At 58.2% G+C, this 15812-nt stretch carries 15 protein-coding genes; 8 read left to right on the top strand and 7 right to left on the bottom strand.

The features are described 5' to 3' along the window. Positions 1 to 8 precede the first annotated feature (8 nt). The 8 genes from ispG (at position 9) to HUO07_RS04925 (ending at position 7879) form a co-directional block, all read left to right on the top strand. Complete coding sequence (ispG, locus tag HUO07_RS04960; protein WP_101147315.1) at positions 9 to 1124, top strand: flavodoxin-dependent (E)-4-hydroxy-3-methylbut-2-enyl-diphosphate synthase; 1116 nt, start codon at positions 9 to 11, stop codon at positions 1122 to 1124. Between the two features lie 61 nt (positions 1125 to 1185). Then, positions 1186 to 2487 (top strand): histidine--tRNA ligase, encoded by a 1302-nt coding sequence (gene hisS / locus HUO07_RS04955; RefSeq protein ID WP_101147316.1) that lies wholly within the window; start codon positions 1186 to 1188, stop codon positions 2485 to 2487. 101 nt (positions 2488 to 2588) lie between these two features. Next, positions 2589 to 3245, top strand: a complete 657-nt coding sequence (locus HUO07_RS04950; protein WP_101147317.1) for a YfgM family protein — start codon at positions 2589 to 2591, stop codon at positions 3243 to 3245. After that, positions 3242 to 4426 carry an outer membrane protein assembly factor BamB gene (gene bamB / locus HUO07_RS04945; protein WP_176302633.1) on the top strand — a complete coding sequence of 395 codons (1185 nt, stop codon included), beginning with the start codon at positions 3242 to 3244 and terminating at the stop codon, positions 4424 to 4426. Before HUO07_RS04950 ends, bamB begins: the two co-directional genes overlap by 4 nt. After that, positions 4423 to 5826, top strand: coding sequence for a ribosome biogenesis GTPase Der (gene der, locus HUO07_RS04940; protein ID WP_035564598.1), 1404 nt, complete (start codon positions 4423 to 4425; stop codon positions 5824 to 5826). Before bamB ends, der begins: the two co-directional genes overlap by 4 nt. Positions 5827 to 6065: 239 nt before the next feature. Further along, positions 6066 to 6674 (top strand): hypothetical protein, encoded by a 609-nt coding sequence (locus HUO07_RS04935; RefSeq protein WP_176302632.1) that lies wholly within the window; start codon positions 6066 to 6068, stop codon positions 6672 to 6674. A gap of 123 nt (positions 6675 to 6797) precedes the next feature. After that, the gene (locus tag HUO07_RS04930; RefSeq protein WP_176302631.1) at positions 6798 to 7601 is read left to right on the top strand and encodes a M48 family metallopeptidase; all 804 of its coding nucleotides are present in this window, start codon (positions 6798 to 6800) and stop codon (positions 7599 to 7601) included. A 17-nt stretch (positions 7602 to 7618) separates the two neighbouring features. Continuing rightward, positions 7619 to 7879, top strand: coding sequence for a hypothetical protein (locus tag HUO07_RS04925; protein ID WP_176302630.1), 261 nt, complete (start codon positions 7619 to 7621; stop codon positions 7877 to 7879). 240 nt (positions 7880 to 8119) lie between these two features. On the opposite strand, the gene dld is transcribed toward HUO07_RS04925, so the two are convergent. The 7 genes from dld to HUO07_RS04890 form a co-directional block, all read right to left on the bottom strand. Beyond that, a complete protein-coding gene (dld, locus tag HUO07_RS04920) occupies positions 8120 to 9805 on the bottom strand; it encodes a D-lactate dehydrogenase (protein WP_176302629.1) in 1686 nt (561 codons plus the stop codon). An 89-nt stretch (positions 9806 to 9894) separates the two neighbouring features. Further along, positions 9895 to 11172 (bottom strand): TRAP transporter large permease, encoded by a 1278-nt coding sequence (locus HUO07_RS04915; RefSeq protein WP_176302628.1) that lies wholly within the window; start codon positions 11170 to 11172, stop codon positions 9895 to 9897. Further along, a complete protein-coding gene (locus HUO07_RS04910; protein ID WP_176302627.1) occupies positions 11169 to 11660 on the bottom strand; it encodes a TRAP transporter small permease in 492 nt (163 codons plus the stop codon). Before HUO07_RS04910 ends, HUO07_RS04915 begins: the two co-directional genes overlap by 4 nt. Beyond that, complete coding sequence (dctP, locus tag HUO07_RS04905; RefSeq protein ID WP_176302626.1) at positions 11657 to 12646, bottom strand: TRAP transporter substrate-binding protein DctP; 990 nt, start codon at positions 12644 to 12646, stop codon at positions 11657 to 11659. The genes HUO07_RS04910 and dctP overlap by 4 nt, the downstream gene beginning before the upstream one ends. A gap of 148 nt (positions 12647 to 12794) precedes the next feature. Further along, entirely contained in the window at positions 12795 to 14279 is a 1485-nt protein-coding gene (locus tag HUO07_RS04900; protein WP_176302625.1) for a tripartite tricarboxylate transporter permease, read from the bottom strand. Between the two features lie 4 nt (positions 14280 to 14283). Continuing rightward, positions 14284 to 14772, bottom strand: coding sequence for a tripartite tricarboxylate transporter TctB family protein (locus HUO07_RS04895; RefSeq protein ID WP_176302624.1), 489 nt, complete (start codon positions 14770 to 14772; stop codon positions 14284 to 14286). Between the two features lie 12 nt (positions 14773 to 14784). Next, positions 14785 to 15771, bottom strand: coding sequence for a tripartite tricarboxylate transporter substrate binding protein (locus tag HUO07_RS04890; protein WP_340162488.1), 987 nt, complete (start codon positions 15769 to 15771; stop codon positions 14785 to 14787). Positions 15772 to 15812: the final 41 nt, after the last annotated feature.

Below are 15812 nucleotides of genomic sequence, written 5' to 3'. Positions count from 1 at the left end.
CCCGTCCTATGCACGCCCCTTCTCCGATAAAACGCCGCCATTCCCGTCAGATTCAGGTTGGAAATGTAGCCGTGGGCGGTGATGCGCCCATTGCCGTACAAAGCATGACCAACACCAACACCCTGGACGTGGCCGCGACCGTAGCGCAAATTCAGCAGTTGGAAAAAGCCGGTGCGGATATCGTGCGCGTCTCTGTCCCCGACATGGACGCCGCCGAAACCTTTGGCCAAATCAAAAAACTGGTCAATGTCCCCCTCGTTGCCGACATTCACTTCGATTACAAGATTGCCTTGCGTGTTGCTGAGCTGGGCGTCGACTGCCTGCGCATCAACCCAGGCAACATCGGCCGCGAAGACCGAGTACGCGCGGTGGTGAGTGCGGCCCGTGACCATGGGATTCCGATTCGCATCGGCGTCAACGCTGGGTCGCTTGAAAAAGACCTGCAAAAGAAATACGGCGAGCCAACGCCTGCCGCGCTGGTGGAATCTGCCATGCGCCATATTGACTACCTTGATCGCCTCGATTTCCAAGACTTTAAGGTCAGCGTAAAAGCCTCAGACGTGTTTATGGCGGTCGCCGCCTACCGCGACCTTGCCGAGCGCATTGAACAGCCGCTGCACCTGGGCATTACCGAAGCCGGTGGACTGCGCTCAGGCACGGTGAAATCATCGATTGGCCTGGGCATGCTACTGATGGACGGAATCGGCGACACGATCCGTGTGTCGCTTGCCGCTGACCCAGTGGAAGAGATTAAAGTCGGCTTCGATATGCTGCGAAGCCTCAAGCTGCGCTCTAAAGGGATTAACTTTATTGCCTGCCCTAGCTGCTCACGCCAGAATTTTGATGTTATCAGCACCATGAACCAGCTCGAAGAGCGGTTAGAAGACGTGATGACGCCGCTGAACGTCTCGGTAATTGGCTGCGTGGTTAATGGCCCCGGCGAAGCCAAAGAGACCGACATCGGCCTAACCGGCGGCAGCCCCGCCAACCTGGTCTATATCGATGGCAAACCGGCCAGCAAGCTACGTAACGACCACTTGGTCGACGACCTGGAGCAGCTGATTCGTGAGAAAGTGCGCGAAAAACAGCAGCAGCAAGACGCTATGATCGCCCGCAGCGTTTAACCGCTGGGGTTAGCTGCCAGCCTGGGCAACCAGCGCTAAACGGCAGAATAAGGAGTTTTCATTGAGCAAGTCCGCCGTTAAAAAGATTCAAGCCATCCGTGGTATGAACGACTTATTGCCCAGCGACAGCCCGCGCTGGCAATTTTTTGAAGCCAAAGTACGCCAGCTCATGCTGCGCTACGGTTTCAATGAAATTCGCACGCCGATTGTTGAGCAAACCGCGCTGTTTGCGCGCTCTATCGGTGAAGTGACCGATATCGTCGAAAAAGAGATGTACACCTTCGACGATCGCAACAGCGAAAGTTTGACGCTGCGCCCTGAGGGCACCGCCAGCTGCGTGCGCGCGGCAATGGAACACGGCCTGCTGTACAACCAAACCCAGCGGTTGTGGTACCAGGGCCCCATGTTCCGTTATGAGCGCCCGCAAAAAGGCCGCTACCGCCAGTTTCATCAAATTGGTGTCGAGGCCTTCGGTTTTGATGGCCCGGATATCGACGCTGAGGTGATTCTGCTTTCAGCGCGGCTTTGGAAAGAGCTGGGGCTAATGGAGCACGTTACCCTTGAGCTTAATTCGTTGGGCTCATCTGAAGCGCGTGCGGCCTATCGCGACACGCTGGTGGCCTATTTTGAGCAGCATCATGACGTCCTCGATGAAGACTCCAAACGCCGTTTGACCAGCAACCCGCTGCGCATTCTTGACTCCAAAAATCCGGCCATGGCCGAGATGCTGGATGCCGCGCCGCAGTTGATGGATCACTTGGACGTGGAATCCCGCGAACACTTCGAGCAGCTCACCAAGATGCTTGAAGCGGCAGGTATAGATTATGTAATCAATCCCCGCCTAGTGCGTGGGCTCGATTACTACTGCCGCACCGTGTTCGAGTGGACCACCACCGCACTGGGCAGCCAAGGCACTGTTTGCGCCGGTGGCCGCTACGACGGTTTGGTCGAACAGCTGGGCGGCAAACCTACCCCGGCGGTTGGCTTTGCCATGGGCATTGAGCGGCTAATTCTGCTGCTCGACACCCTGGAACTGATTCCTCAGGATGCGCTCGGCGGCTGCGATGTGTATGTGCTCCCGATGGACGATAACGCTACCACGGCGGCAATCACGCTGGCTGAGAATTTGCGCGGTGAACTGCCTGAACTGCAACTGCAACTTCACTGCGGGGGCGGCAGCTTTAAAAGCCGGATCAAAAAAGCCGATAAGAGTACCGCCTCCATGGCGATCCTACTCGGCGAAGATGAGATTGCACAGCAGTCGGCAACGCTCAAGTTTTTACGTGATGACCGCGAACAGCAGCGTGTACCGTTAGCCCAACTAGGGTCCACGCTGCGTGAGCTATTAGCCCCTGGCGCTTAAGCCCACGTCTCGCGTAACCCCTGCAGGCGCCGTGCCTGCTACATACGACTGTTTTTGCCTACTGTTTGTGCCTACGACAATTGAGAAATAGGAGCCCGCCCGTGGTGGAGCTGAGAAGCGAAGAAGAGCAGCTAGACGCGGTAAAGCGCTGGTGGAAAGAGAACGGCATGTCGTTGATTGCAGGCGCTGTCCTGGCGGCGGCGGGGGTATTCGGCTGGAATGCTTGGCAGAACTATCAGCAGGGTCAAGCTGAAGCCGCCTCCATGCGTTATCAGCAGTTGGTCAACATGACCGCTGGTAACGAGCTTGAAGACGACCAACTGGCAAGCGCACGTGAAATGGTCGTCGAACTGACCGAAGAGCATGGCGACACGCTGTATGCCGAACTCGCCCTGCTGCTTGATGCGCGCCTGGCGGTACAGCAAGGCGACCTGGAAGGTGCGCGTACTGCGCTGGAAAGCGCTGCCGATTCATCGCGGCGTTATGTGCAGAGCCTGGCGTGGCTGCGCCTAGCTCGGGTCGAACTCGCTGACGGCAACCCCACCCAGGCGCATGCGCTGCTGGACGAACCGATCAGCGACGCACTGGCGGCCCAACGGGCGAACGTGCGCGGCGATGCCTTTGCTGCCCAAGGCGATACTGAGGCGGCTCGAGAGGCATGGGAAACCGCTTTAGAAGTGTCTCAAACCCAAGACCAGCCGCTTTACGGCGTGCAGTTCAAGCTTGATGATCTCGGCGCTGAGGAGGCGACACAATGACTATTAGCACTGTAATTAATCGGGGTATTTCCAAACAGCTGGCACGAGTAAGCGTGGGTGCACTAACGCTGGCACTGTTGGCCGGTTGCGCCAGCAAAGTCGACCCCGCTTTTACGCCCAAAGAGCTGCGTAGCTTCGACGAGACCTCCTCGCTAAACACCCAATGGAAACGTACTGTAGGCGATGGCTTAGGCCACGCTCGCTACCCCATTGCACCCTCCCGTGAAGGCGACACCGTATTTGCCGCCGACGTTGAAGGCGTGGTGATGGCCATGAATGCCAACAGTGGCGATGTTGAGTGGGAAATCGATCTCAATACCACCATCTCCAGCGCGTTAACGGCGATTGCCGGTCAGGTTTACCTGGCGACCGGTAACGGCGAGGTCATTGCGCTGGATCAAAATGATGGCAGCGAAAGCTGGCGGTCACGGGTCTCTAGTGAAGTGCTTGCCGCGCCCCAGGCCAACCAGCAACTGCTGGTCGTGCAAAGTGTCGATGGCCGTGTCACTGCCTTGGATCGCGCCACTGGTGAAGAGCGCTGGGTATACACCAGCTCACAGCCTTCACTCACCCTGCGCGGTACAGGCACGCCGATGGTAATTGACCCGGTTAGTTTTGTTGGCCTGGCCAATGGCCGTCTTGCCACGCTGGATAACCGCAGTGGCCAACCGCTATGGGATATGCAGATTGCCACGCCGCAGGGGCGTAGCGAAGTTGAGCGCCTGGTTGATCTTTCCGGCCAGCCGATCATCAGCCCCGATGGCCGCCTGTTTGTGACCAGCTACAACGGTCGCGTTGTAGCGCTTGAAGCTACCCAAGGCGATCTACTCTGGGAAGCGAACCTGTCTAGCCGCCATACGCCCATCCTGGTCGGCGATTTACTGTTTGTGGTTACCGATAACAGCCAAGTAGTCGCGTTAGATGCTAACAGTGGCCGTGAAATCTGGCGTAATGACGACCTGCAAGACCGCTGGTTGACCGCGCCCGCCTTTGCCGATGGCCGCTTGGTCGTGGGCGATTTTGACGGTTATCTTCACCTGATTGACGCTCGTGAAGGCAATATTGTAGGACGCACTCGCGTGCACAGCTCGGGCATCACCGTTCGCCCGGTCACTGAAGGCAGCACCATTCATGTCCAGGCCAACAATGGTCGCCTGGAAACCCTGGAAGTAACTCCATGACACCCGTCATTGCTTTAGTCGGTCGCCCCAATGTGGGCAAATCGACGTTGTTTAACCGCCTAACGCGCTCGCGTGATGCACTGGTGGCCGACTTTCCCGGCCTCACCCGCGACCGCAAGTACGGCAATGGCATGCTGGGCGATAAGGTCTATACGGTTATCGACACCGGCGGTATCAGCGGTGACGAAGAGGGTATCGACGCCGCCATGGCCGAGCAGTCGCTTGCTGCCATTGATGAAGCCGATATCGTCCTGTTTATGGTCGACGCTCGCGCCGGCCTTATCGCCGCAGACCAGGCGATTGCCAACCACCTGCGGGTTAATCAGAAAAAAACCTGGCTGGTGGTGAATAAAACCGACGGGCTGGAAGAGCACTCGGCGATGGGCGACTTCTGGTCGCTGGGCTTAGGCGACCCCTGGCCGATTGCCGCTGCCCACGGGCGCAATGTTTCTACCCTGATGGACGTGGTACTTGAACCGTTTCCCGAACGCGATGCCAGCATCCCTGCCGACACCGGCAGCAAAGGCGTTCGTATCGGCGTGATTGGTCGCCCCAACGTCGGGAAATCGACCCTGGTCAATCGCCTGCTGGGCGAAGACCGTGTGGTGGTCTTTGATGAGGCGGGCACGACCCGTGATGCTATCGAGATCCCCTTCGAGCGCCGCGGCAAGCCTTACGTACTGATTGACACCGCGGGTATCCGGCGGCGTAAGAACGTGAGCGAAATCGCCGAGAAGTTCTCCATCATCAAAACGCTGGATGCGATTAAAGAGTCGCATGTAGTGATCATGGTGCTGGATGGTTCCAGCGGCTTGGTGGAGCAGGATTTGCACCTGCTCGACTACGTGTTAACCACCGGGCGCGCGCTGGTGCTGGCAGTGAATAAGTGGGACGGCCTGGAGAGCGAAGCCAAGGACAAGATGCGCACCGAAGTGAAGCGCCGCCTGGGCTTTGCCGATTACGCCGAGCTTCACTTTATCTCCGCGCTGCACGGCACGGCAGTGGGTGATCTTTACCCGTCGATTGACCGCGCCTTTGATGCCGCTAACGCTCACTGGTCGACCAACCGTTTAACCACCCTGCTGCAGGATGCCGTCAGCCAGAATCCGCCGCCGATGGTACAAGGCCGACGGATCAAGCTGCGCATGGCTCACCAGGGTGGCAGCAACCCGCCGATTATCGTCGTCCACGGTAACCAAACAGAGTCATTGCCTGAAGCGTACCGTCGTTATCTCACCAATACGTTCCGCAAGGTATTGAAGGTACGCGGCACGCCTATTCGCTTTGAGTTTCGCTCGGGCAGCAACCCGTTTGACACCATGGCGGGCGCCAGCGACAAAGAGAAAGCCAAAAAGCGCGAGCTGAACCGCACTAAAGAAGCCCGCAAGAGCCGTCGTTAATTCGCTATCTTGGTTATTTAAATTCGCCCGTTTGCACCGTCAAGCGGGCGTTTTGGTTAACCCCTTTTCCAAGTAACACTCACGATAATAGTTTCGCTTGACAGCGCCCGCTTTCAGCCCTCAAATAGCCGCGATTTTACTGGGCTGTCATTCATGCCCACTCCATATCACCCACCCCCATCACCACCCTTGCTGCCCTACTTGTATGCTGCTTTTGCGCTGCGTAGGGGGAGAACGTTATGCTTTATGCTGCTCGCCGCTGGTTAATTCTATTGGGCTTAATCAGCCTGTTAACGGGCTGTCTAGCCCTACCCCAAACTGGCCTCTTTGCGTTTCGTTTGGCGGTGACCTCCCTGGGGGTCGAAGATGTACGCATTGGCCCTTACAGCATTAATGCTGGATTGGATACGAGTGACCTAACCAGCCTGATTGCTTCCAGCCTGGGCGCGGGCAGCCTGCCCATACAAGCTACCATTGCCATGGGCCTTGGCTTACCCGCTGGCATGCCGCCGGTTGAGATGTCAGGCTTTCGCTGGTCGCTGGATATGCCGGGCGTTGATCCTGTGCAGGGTAACTATGAGCAGAATGTCACGCTGACCTCCGGCGACGATGCTAATTTACGTCTGCCGGTTGTCTTCGATGTGCTGGGAACCGACACCCAAAAAATGGCGCCGATGCCTGAGCTTGCCAGTCAGCTGGCGTCTCAAGGCGAGCTACCGCCCGGTAGCCAACTGGCGATTACGCCAGGGGATCTGCGCGGTTTAGGTATGCGGCTCCCTGCAGGTTTGTTGACGCCCACAATTCGCCTAAACGTGGGTGCCGATGGGCAGCTAGTCCCTCAGCGCTGAGGGTTGCACAGTTCAACCTCCAATCTCACCCACCAGGTAGGTTATGATGGGAGGGATTGATTTACTGTTATCAGCGGTTATCTTGTGAGCAAGAAACCCACTCGTCTATAAGGAAACCGTCTCATGCGCTGGCTTCGCCCTATCGCCGTTACCGCGCTATGCGCTTCTATCGCCGCTTGTACCACGTCTCCCACCGGACGTTCGCAGCTATTGCTGCTTTCTGATGGTGAGCTTAATGAGATGGGACGGCAGGCATTTTCTCAATATCAGCAGGAGCTTCCTACTGCCAACCAGGCTAGCCAGCGCTATGTACAGTGCATTGCCGATGCCATCGTCGCGGAATTGCCCGCCGAGCAGCAGCAGCTAGATTGGCAGATTCGTGCATTTGAATCGGAACAGCCCAATGCCTTCGCCTTACCCGGCGGCTATATGGGCGTCAACACTGGCATGCTGGATATCGCGACCACACAGGATCAGCTGGCTTCCGTCATCGGCCATGAGATTGGTCACGTGCTGGCGAACCACGCGAATGAACGCGCTTCTACCGAGAGCGCTACCTCATTGGGCCTGTCAGTGATTTCCAGCACTTCTAGCATGCAGTCCGCTGGTGGCCAGCAGCTCATGGGCTTGCTCGGTATGGGCGCGCAGTATGGCATTGTGCTGCCGTTCTCGCGGGCGCATGAAAGCGAGGCCGATGTCATTGGTCTGGACCTAATGGCACAGGCCGGCTTCAACCCAAGTGAGAGCGTCACCCTGTGGGAAAATATGCAGGCAGCCACAGGCGGCGGTGCGCCGCCCGAGTGGATGTCGACCCACCCAGGCCAAGGCCAACGCATTGAAGGCCTGCAAGCCAACATGGATCGTGCCCTGGCCCGCTATGAACAGGCGCGCAGCAGTGGTCGCACTCCCAACTGCCCACGTCCTTAACGACGCTTGAGGTTTAAATGATTAAGCTGGGTTTACTGCTGCTGGTACTGCCGCTGTTTGTGCTGATGGGCGTCTACTTTTGGGAGCTCAACGACGTGCGAGCGTGCCAGCTTGATGGCGGCCATTGGGACTATCTCGAGAGGGTCTGTCGCGACACGCCACAGCCGTTTGTCTCCTGGCTTCAGCGCTCGCCGCTGTTAGTCAATGGCGGCATGCTGCTTTCAGTAGTGGGGCTGGCGATGTGCACGGTGGGGTTGTACGTTAAGCGCGCTAAGTGAAGCGTATTTAGCAGTGTCACTAAACAACGGGGGCGGATACTGTATCCGCCCCCGCTTTTTTAGTCGAGCTATACGAGTTTCATGCCAATAACGAAACGACAAAACCTCCGCCACTTGACGAGGCGCATTAGGCGTAGGCCTAACGGATAGAGTGGCATGTTCAGGACTTAGGTCTGTAGCAGGGTATGTTAGCTCCTAAGACACAGAGCCATCCCCACGATGCTCTTTTGCAGGCTCGCTTTACCGCCAATCACGCTGTTTTGATGTTTTACCGATACCGGGGTTGAACTGGTTAGTGGGGTCAAGTTTCTGATAGAAATCACGTAGCGCTGGCTTGGCATGATACAGGTGCCCCACATTGTGCTCGGCTGGATATTCGGCTCCCCGGGCATCGAGCAGCGCGCAAATTTCCTGCTCCAAGGTGTGACAATCCACGCCTTTTTTCACCAGATACTCCTGATGCAGTACATGACAGAGAAAGTGGCCGACATAGAACTTGCGCTCGATCCGCGCCTCGATCTCAGGCGGCAAGGTCTCGAACCAGTCGAGCGCATCCCGCGGCAATGCCACGTCGAGGGCCACAATGTCCTCGACCGTACGGGTGTGAACGGCTCGGAAGCGCACCACGGCCCCCCCTGAGGCAAAGCGATTGAGAAACGCGGCACTGCCCTCCTCATCGGTGCACTCGAAGAAGTCACCGTGCTCGGCTGGGAAACGCTCCGCCAGATAGGCGCGCATTTCCTCGATACACTCTCCCCCTGTGCGCAGCATCAGATGGTGTGTGTAGCGGTCACGGTAATCGAGCAAGCGTCGTGGCAGATGTTCGGGGAACAGCCGGGACGCAGCCTGAAGCAGCCGGTCAGACAGATGGCGGCCCAGGCGCAGCGACTCGGTGACACCATCGAACCAGCTTTTCGCGGCAAAGGCTTTCGGTACGTTCAGGGTGCCGAACCGGCGGATGAACAGGAAAAGATCCTTGCCGTAGACGTGCGCCATATCAAAGGCATCTTTATGCATATATTCGCCCGCGATGGGCAGGTGCTGGCACTGGCCGAGCAGGTCTCTTCTGATCTGCTGCAACTGGGCGGGATCGTTGCTGCCAATATAGAAGACGCGCTCGTTGGACGCAGCGGGAAACGTGTCCATTCGTACCGCAAACACGGCCAGCTTCCCCGCAGAGCCGGATACTTCATAATGGCGGCGTGGGTCGGCGTTGAAGCGCGCTGGCGTCGAAGCCGAGATATCGCGCACATGCGTTTTGTACTCTCGATCGGATGCCCAGGCGGTCTCGCTCATCTGGATATCGCTTGGTGAGTAGTGGCCTCTATCCAAGCGGGTCAGTACCTCTTCCGGCGAGTTACCCAGCTCAATCCCCAGGTGATTCACCAGCACCAGCTTGCGCTCCGAGGTCACCTGAGCGAAGAGAGATAGCTGCGTATACGCTGGCCCACGCTGTACCAGCGAGCCGCCCGAGTTGTTGCAAATACCGCCGGTCACCGAGGCGCCAATGCAGCTCGACCCAATCACCGAGTGGGGTTCACGGCCCATGGGTCGCAGCGCACGCTCCAGCCGATCCAGCGTGGCCCCGGGAAGGCAAATAGCCTGACGCCCCTCGTCGATTAAATCGACCCGATCGATGCGCAAGGTATTGACGATCACGATGGGCCGGTCATAGCCCGTTCCGAAAGGGGTAGAGCCGCCGGTCAGCCCGGTATTGGCGGCCTGCATGATGATCGCAATATCGGCGTCCACACAGGCTTGTAATACCTGCCACTGCTCCCAAAGCGTACCTGGCTCGACCGCGGCCATCACCTCGCCGTCGCCGTAACGGTAGCCTTTACGAAAGCGGTGGGTGGCGCGGGTGCCGACATGTACATAGCGCTTGCCCGTGACGCTTTGGAGCTGAGCAATCAGCGAACTGACCATCTATAAATACCCATCAATGTTCATGGTGAGCAGAAGGCGCTGCTACCCCTATGTCGGGAGAGCGCCCTCCGCACGCTTTGACTGGTGTGTTAACGCGCCATCGTGCCCGGCAGGAACAGCGAGAGCTGAGGAACAAAGGTAATGATCATCAGACAGACGATGATGACGGCTAGAAACACCAGCAAAGGCCTTAACATGGCTGTTATCGAGCAGCCTGCAATTTGCGCCGCAGCAAACAGGTTGACGCCCAGCGGAGGGGTAATCATTCCCAGCGCAAGGTTCACCACCATGACGGTGCCAAAGTGCACCGGCTCGATGCCCACGCGCAGTGCCGCGTCCTGAAGGATCGGTGCGAGCACCACAATACTGGCGCCTGTCTCAATAAACATACCCACCACGAACAGCATAAAGTTGATGGCTAGCATCAAGGAGGTTGGGCCATCGAAGGTGCTGGTCAACCAGAGCGCCGCTGCATCGGGCACCCCCTGACGGTTCAGCAAGTAACCCATCAAACTGGCCGCACCGATAATGAACATGATCACCGCGGAGGTGACCACCGATTTACGAAACGCCAGCGCAAGGTCTTTGAGGCTCATTTCACGGTGCAGGAAAAGCCCAACCACCAGCGCATAGACCACGGCAATGACACTGGCCTCGGTGGGAGTGGTCACACCGCCATAAATGCCGCCCATGATCAGCACGGGCATCACCAGCGACCAGACCGCTCGCCGGGTCGCGTCGAGGCGAGAGAGCCTGCCGTCGCCATCGCGCTTGCCCCACCCCTTGATCCGACACCAGATAAAGATGGTGGCCATCAGGCTACCGGCAATCAACACGCCGGGTAGCACCCCCGCGAGGAACAGATCCGGAATGGAGGTCTGTGTGGCGACACCGTACAGAATCATGGGGATCGAAGGTGGGAGAATCACGCCAAGCTCCGCCGATACGGCCATGAGGGCGGCAGCGAAGCCAATGGGATAGCCGTAATCGCGCATGGCGGGGATGAGTATCGCCCCCACGGCAAAGGTGGTGGCGACACTCGACCCTGAAATGGCCGAGAACATCATGCAGGTCAGCACACAGGTGATGGCCAGCCCCCCCTGCAGTTGGCCGGTAAAGGCGCGCGCAAACTCGACCAGCCTGCGCGACAGCCCGCCGACTTCCATCAAGTTGCCGGCAAGAATAAAGAACGGAATGGCGGCCAGCGGGAATTTATCCAGCGCGATAAATATCTGCTGCGGCACCACGAGCAGCGGCAGGCTGGTAAAGCCCACCAAGCCAACCATCGAGGCCAAACCGATGGCAATGGCGACAGGCACCGATATCGCAAACAGGATCAGCATGGAGGTGATCAGCGCACTGGTCATGACGGCTCTCCTTTACCTGCCTGGATAAAGTGAACAATGCTGCCCAGCATGGCGAACACCGCCCCCACCGGGAGGGCGGCGTATCCCCAGCTCATCGAGATATTCAATCCCGCCATCTGCTGAAAACGCACGCGGGACGCCACCTCCCAGCCAAACCAGAACAGCGTTGCAAACAGCGTCAGGCAGGACAGCAGCGTGACCAGCTCGATCGACCGTCGCACTCGGCCCGAGGTCAGCACCTTGGCTAAATCGATGGCTACGAATGCCCCCCGCCGCAGCGCCACCGAACATCCCAGCAGTACCATCCAGACCAGCGCCAGACGGGTCAGCGCTTCCGACCAGACCGACGGGGCTTGGAAGACGAATCGGCCCAGCACCTGCCAGAAGCTGGCGCCTACCGCAATCGCCAAGGCGCAGGAGGCGGCTAACGCCACCCCCATTGCAATGCCTCGATCGATGCGCTGGATCGTGGCGATGCCTCTGCTCATTCGGCGCTCCAGTCTCGGATGGCTTGCAGTCTCTCGGCGCCGAACTCGGCTTCGAAATCGGCGTAGGCACTGGCCATGGCATCGCGATACGCCTGGATGTCATCGATCTCCACGATATCGATACCGCGGTCACGTAGCGTCTCGATGCCGACTAGCTCATCCTTTTCCACCCGTTTACGGTTCGCGGCCGCCGCAAACGCTCCGGACGTTTTGAGGGCAGCTTGTTGCTGCTCGTCCAGCCCCGCAACGAAATCGGGGTTACAGGCAAAAATGCCGGGGGAGTAAACATGGCGCGTCAGATAGAGATGCTGCTGCATCATATCGAGGTTGTTTGCCAGAATGACCGGAATCGGATTCTCCTGGCCATCCACCGTGCCCTGCTGCAGGGCGGGCGGAAGCTCAGAGAACGCCATCGGGGTAGGCAACACACCGGCCGCCTGCCAAGCCGCGATATGGATAGGGTTCTCCATGGTGCGGATCTTCATCCCCACCAGATCGTCCGGCGACGCGATGCTTTTGGAACCCGTGGTCAGGTTGCGAAAGCCATTCTCCATCCAGGCCACCCCTTCGAGACCATAGCGGGGAAACAGCGCCAGCAGTTCCTGGCCGGTCTCACCGTCCAGCACTCCGCGCGCATGCTCGTAACCATCGAACAGAAAGGGTACGTCCAGCACACGGGTTTCGGGCACGAAGTTGCCTAGCGGGCCCGCCGATACGATGGCGCACTCTTGCGTTCCGAACTGGACGCTCTCCAGCGCCTCGCGCTCATTGTCCAAACGCTGAATGACGACGTCGATAGCGCCATCGGTTTGCGCTTCGAGACTCTGCTTGAACGCGATGGCCGCCTCGCCAAAATGGCTGTCGGCGGGAGAAGAGTGGGTAACGGTCAAAACGGTCTGACCCAATGCCGTTGATACCCCCCAGCTCATCGAAAGCGCCAAGGCGCTTGTCAGCGCACCCAGTTTAGCGTATTGGAAGTGGTTCATATCTCTAACTCCTTAATTATTAGAATTGATGATCGTGACATCGAACATCATTGAGACACTTGTTTACTGGCGGTTTGAAACTTGTTTTTATGACTTTTCTGCCTTGACACCTCCTCGAAAGAGCCCTTTACGCATTGACTTGCTGTTTTTAAGCCGCTACACGTCGCACCACACGTATCAATAACGGCAACAACCAGATCAGGATCACCAGCGCGCCCAGGCTGGCACTGATAGGCCTGGAGAAGAAGGCGAGCAAATCACCATCGCTTCGTATCATCGCGCTCATGAAGCTCTTCTCCAGCAAGCCCCCCAGTACTAGGCCAAGAATGATGGGCGCTGCCGGAAAACCTGCTCGCCCCAACCCATAGGCCGCGACCCCGGCCATCAGCATGAGCATGACATCGACCGTCGAGTTGTTGATGGAGTAAGCGCCGACGATGCAAAAGGCCAGCACGATCGGCATGACGATTCGAGTGGGGGTGGCGACGAATCCCTTGCCCATGCGAATAGCGATATAGCCCACGGGTAGCATCACTAAATTAGCGATGATAAATACCATGAACAGTGCATATACCATACTGCCACCCTCCATGAAGATGGCCGGCCCGGGGTTCATGCCCTTCATGTACAACACCCCAATCACGACAGCGGTGATCGTATCGCCGGGAATACCGAATACTAGCGCCGGAACCCAGGAGCCACTGACCGCCGCATTATTGGACGAGCTGGTTTCGACGATACCTTCTGCGTGACCCGATCCGAACCTGTCTGGCGTGGGCGAAAACTTACGACTGACGGCATAGGAGACCCAAGCCGCAATGTCGGAGCCAGCGCCAGGCAGCACGCCGATCAAGCTACCTGTGCCGCTACCACGCAGCACGGACTTCCAGTGTTGGCGTAGCGCAGGCGTTACTTCACCAAACACTCTCCCCGTGTCTTTTACCGTAACCGCCAGCTCATCGGCAGGCTTGGAGGTGAACCTCATGACTTCGGCAATCGCAAAGAGGCCGATCATCACCGGGATGAAATTGACCCCGCCCATCAGATCCGTCACGCCGAACGTAAAGCGCGGCGACCCTGTGGTCGAATCCAGCCCCACCGTTGCCAGAGAGAGTCCTATGCAGAGCGATAGCACCGCTTTCAAGTGCGAACCCGGTGATATGAACACCGCACAGCTCAGGCCCAGCAGCGCTAACCAGAAGTACTCGAACGCACTGAAATTGAGCGCGAACTCAGCGAGATAGGGCGCCACGAAGATCAACACCAGGGTGCCGATGATACCGCCTATGACCGAACACACCAGGGCGATACCCAGGCACTCACTGGCCTTGCCTCTTTGTGAGAACGCATAGGCTTCATCCACATAGGCTGCGGAAGAGGGCGTGCCGGGAATGCGCAGATAAGCACCGGGAATATCGCCGGCAAAGATAGTCACCGCAGCGGTGGTGACCATCGCCGCGATGGCCGGGATGGGCTCCATGAAGTACGTGACCGGCACCAGCAGCGCCACGGCCATGGTCGCCGTTAGCCCGGGAATGGCCCCGACGAACATACCAAAGGCCGCCGCTGCCAGAATCACGACCAGCGTTTGCAGATTGAAGACCAGCCCGGCACCACTGAGAATGGCGTCCATAAGATTACCCGTTAAAGACCGTACCCAGGGGTAAAGGCACCCTGAGCATGTAAACGAAAGCGCCCCAGATCGCTGCCGCCGTCAGCAGTGCCATCACCAGCGCCAACCAGGGCCGTACGCCGCTCAATAGCATGAGCACAGCGACTAGAAGCGCCAGTGTAAGAAGCGCTCCCAGCGTGTCGGCCAATAACAGATAGCCAATGACCAGCCAGACGGGTAAGAACAGGCGGTGGAAGCTTAAAGCTGCCGCTTTGAGCTTCACTGGGCGCGGAGTGGTGAAGCGCTGCATGACAGGGCGTAGGTTGGTCAACGCCAGCCAAATGCCACCCACGATCATGGCAAAGCCGATGATGAGCGGGAACAGCGCGGCGCCGTAGCGCTGGCCGGGCAAGGTGGGAAAGCCTTGAGCCTCCATGACAATGAGGAGGCCCAACGCCGCTACCACTCCCCCTGCGCAACACTCACCGAACGTTTGCGAAGAGCGATTGAGCATGGCGACGATACCCTAGCGTTTGAGTCCAAGGTTATCGACGACATTGCCCATCAAGGCATCGGTCTCTTGCATGAAGTCCGTGAAGTCGGCTGAATTGCGCCATACCGCGCCGAACCCCTGCTGCCTCATAAAGTCTTGATAGATATCGCTAACAAAGGCCTTTTGCAGGGCGGCTTCCAGCGTCGCAACGACCTCCTCGTCCATGCCCGCAGGCCCGCCAATGCCGCGCCACTCGCCAAGGGTGTAATTGGAATCGATCTCCTCTTTCAGCGTGGGAACGTCTGGGAAAACGGGATTACGCTCAGGGGCCATGATGGCGAGTGATTTGACACGCCCGGCATCGATCATGGCGCGTGCTTCGGGTACCGACGTAGGCGCGATATCGATACCACCAGCCACCAGATCGACCATCGCAGGCGCGGCCCCTTCACTGGGAATCCAGCGCACGGAGCGCGGATCGATATCCTGGTCGACCAGCATTCCCCCAAACGCCACGTGCCAGATACCGCCTTGACCAACGCCAGAGGCTTTGAAGGTGCCTTCTGGCTGGGAGCGAATAGCGTCGATCAATTCCCCCAGGTTATCGTAGGGCGAGTCCGCGCTGACCTGAACCCCCGCATAGTCATAATTGACCTGGGCGATGGGGGTAAAGTCTTCATAATCGAGCGCTGTCAGGCCCTGCCAGTGCATCATGCTGATCTCACCGGTCATCATGCCGATGGTGTAGCCATCCGGGGCCGCATTGGCCAGGACGGTATGACCGACGACGCTGCCGCCACCGGCACGGTTGACCACATTGACCGGCTGCCCGAGCTCCTGCTCGAGTGCCACCGCAATCGTTCGAGCAATCGAGTCAGTGCCTCCCCCGGCAGCCCAGGGGACGATCATCTGAATCGGACGTTCAGGATAGTCGGCATGCGCCTGTAGAGCCGATAAGCTCAACGGTAAAATCAAGGCACTCAGCGTGATACGTTTTAGAGTCGGCGTTTTGAACATCATTTTTATGAGACCTGTGTTGTTTTATTGTGGTGATGTGTTGC

It is taken from the genome of Vreelandella maris (genome assembly GCF_013371085.1).
GTDB classification, from domain to species: Bacteria; Pseudomonadota; Gammaproteobacteria; order Pseudomonadales; family Halomonadaceae; genus Vreelandella; species Vreelandella maris.
Note: the sequence above shows the minus strand (reverse complement) of the source record. Positions and strands in the feature narration are given on the sequence as shown.

Coding starts and splice junctions, on each gene's coding strand:
- der (WP_035564598.1), top strand. CDS start 4,423: ATGACACCCGTCATTGCTTTAGTCGGTCGCCCCAATGTGGGCAAATCG.
- HUO07_RS04895 (WP_176302624.1), bottom strand. CDS start 14,772: ATGCTCAATCGCTCTTCGCAAACGTTCGGTGAGTGTTGCGCAGGGGGA.
- bamB (WP_176302633.1), top strand. CDS start 3,242: ATGACTATTAGCACTGTAATTAATCGGGGTATTTCCAAACAGCTGGCA.
- HUO07_RS04910 (WP_176302627.1), bottom strand. CDS start 11,660: ATGAGCAGAGGCATCGCCACGATCCAGCGCATCGATCGAGGCATTGCA.
- HUO07_RS04935 (WP_176302632.1), top strand. CDS start 6,066: ATGCTTTATGCTGCTCGCCGCTGGTTAATTCTATTGGGCTTAATCAGC.
- dld (WP_176302629.1), bottom strand. CDS start 9,805: ATGGTCAGTTCGCTGATTGCTCAGCTCCAAAGCGTCACGGGCAAGCGC.
- HUO07_RS04930 (WP_176302631.1), top strand. CDS start 6,798: ATGCGCTGGCTTCGCCCTATCGCCGTTACCGCGCTATGCGCTTCTATC.
- HUO07_RS04900 (WP_176302625.1), bottom strand. CDS start 14,279: ATGGACGCCATTCTCAGTGGTGCCGGGCTGGTCTTCAATCTGCAAACG.
- dctP (WP_176302626.1), bottom strand. CDS start 12,646: ATGAACCACTTCCAATACGCTAAACTGGGTGCGCTGACAAGCGCCTTG.
- HUO07_RS04925 (WP_176302630.1), top strand. CDS start 7,619: ATGATTAAGCTGGGTTTACTGCTGCTGGTACTGCCGCTGTTTGTGCTG.
- HUO07_RS04890 (WP_340162488.1), bottom strand. CDS start 15,771: ATGATGTTCAAAACGCCGACTCTAAAACGTATCACGCTGAGTGCCTTG.
- HUO07_RS04915 (WP_176302628.1), bottom strand. CDS start 11,172: ATGACCAGTGCGCTGATCACCTCCATGCTGATCCTGTTTGCGATATCG.
- ispG (WP_101147315.1), top strand. CDS start 9: ATGCACGCCCCTTCTCCGATAAAACGCCGCCATTCCCGTCAGATTCAG.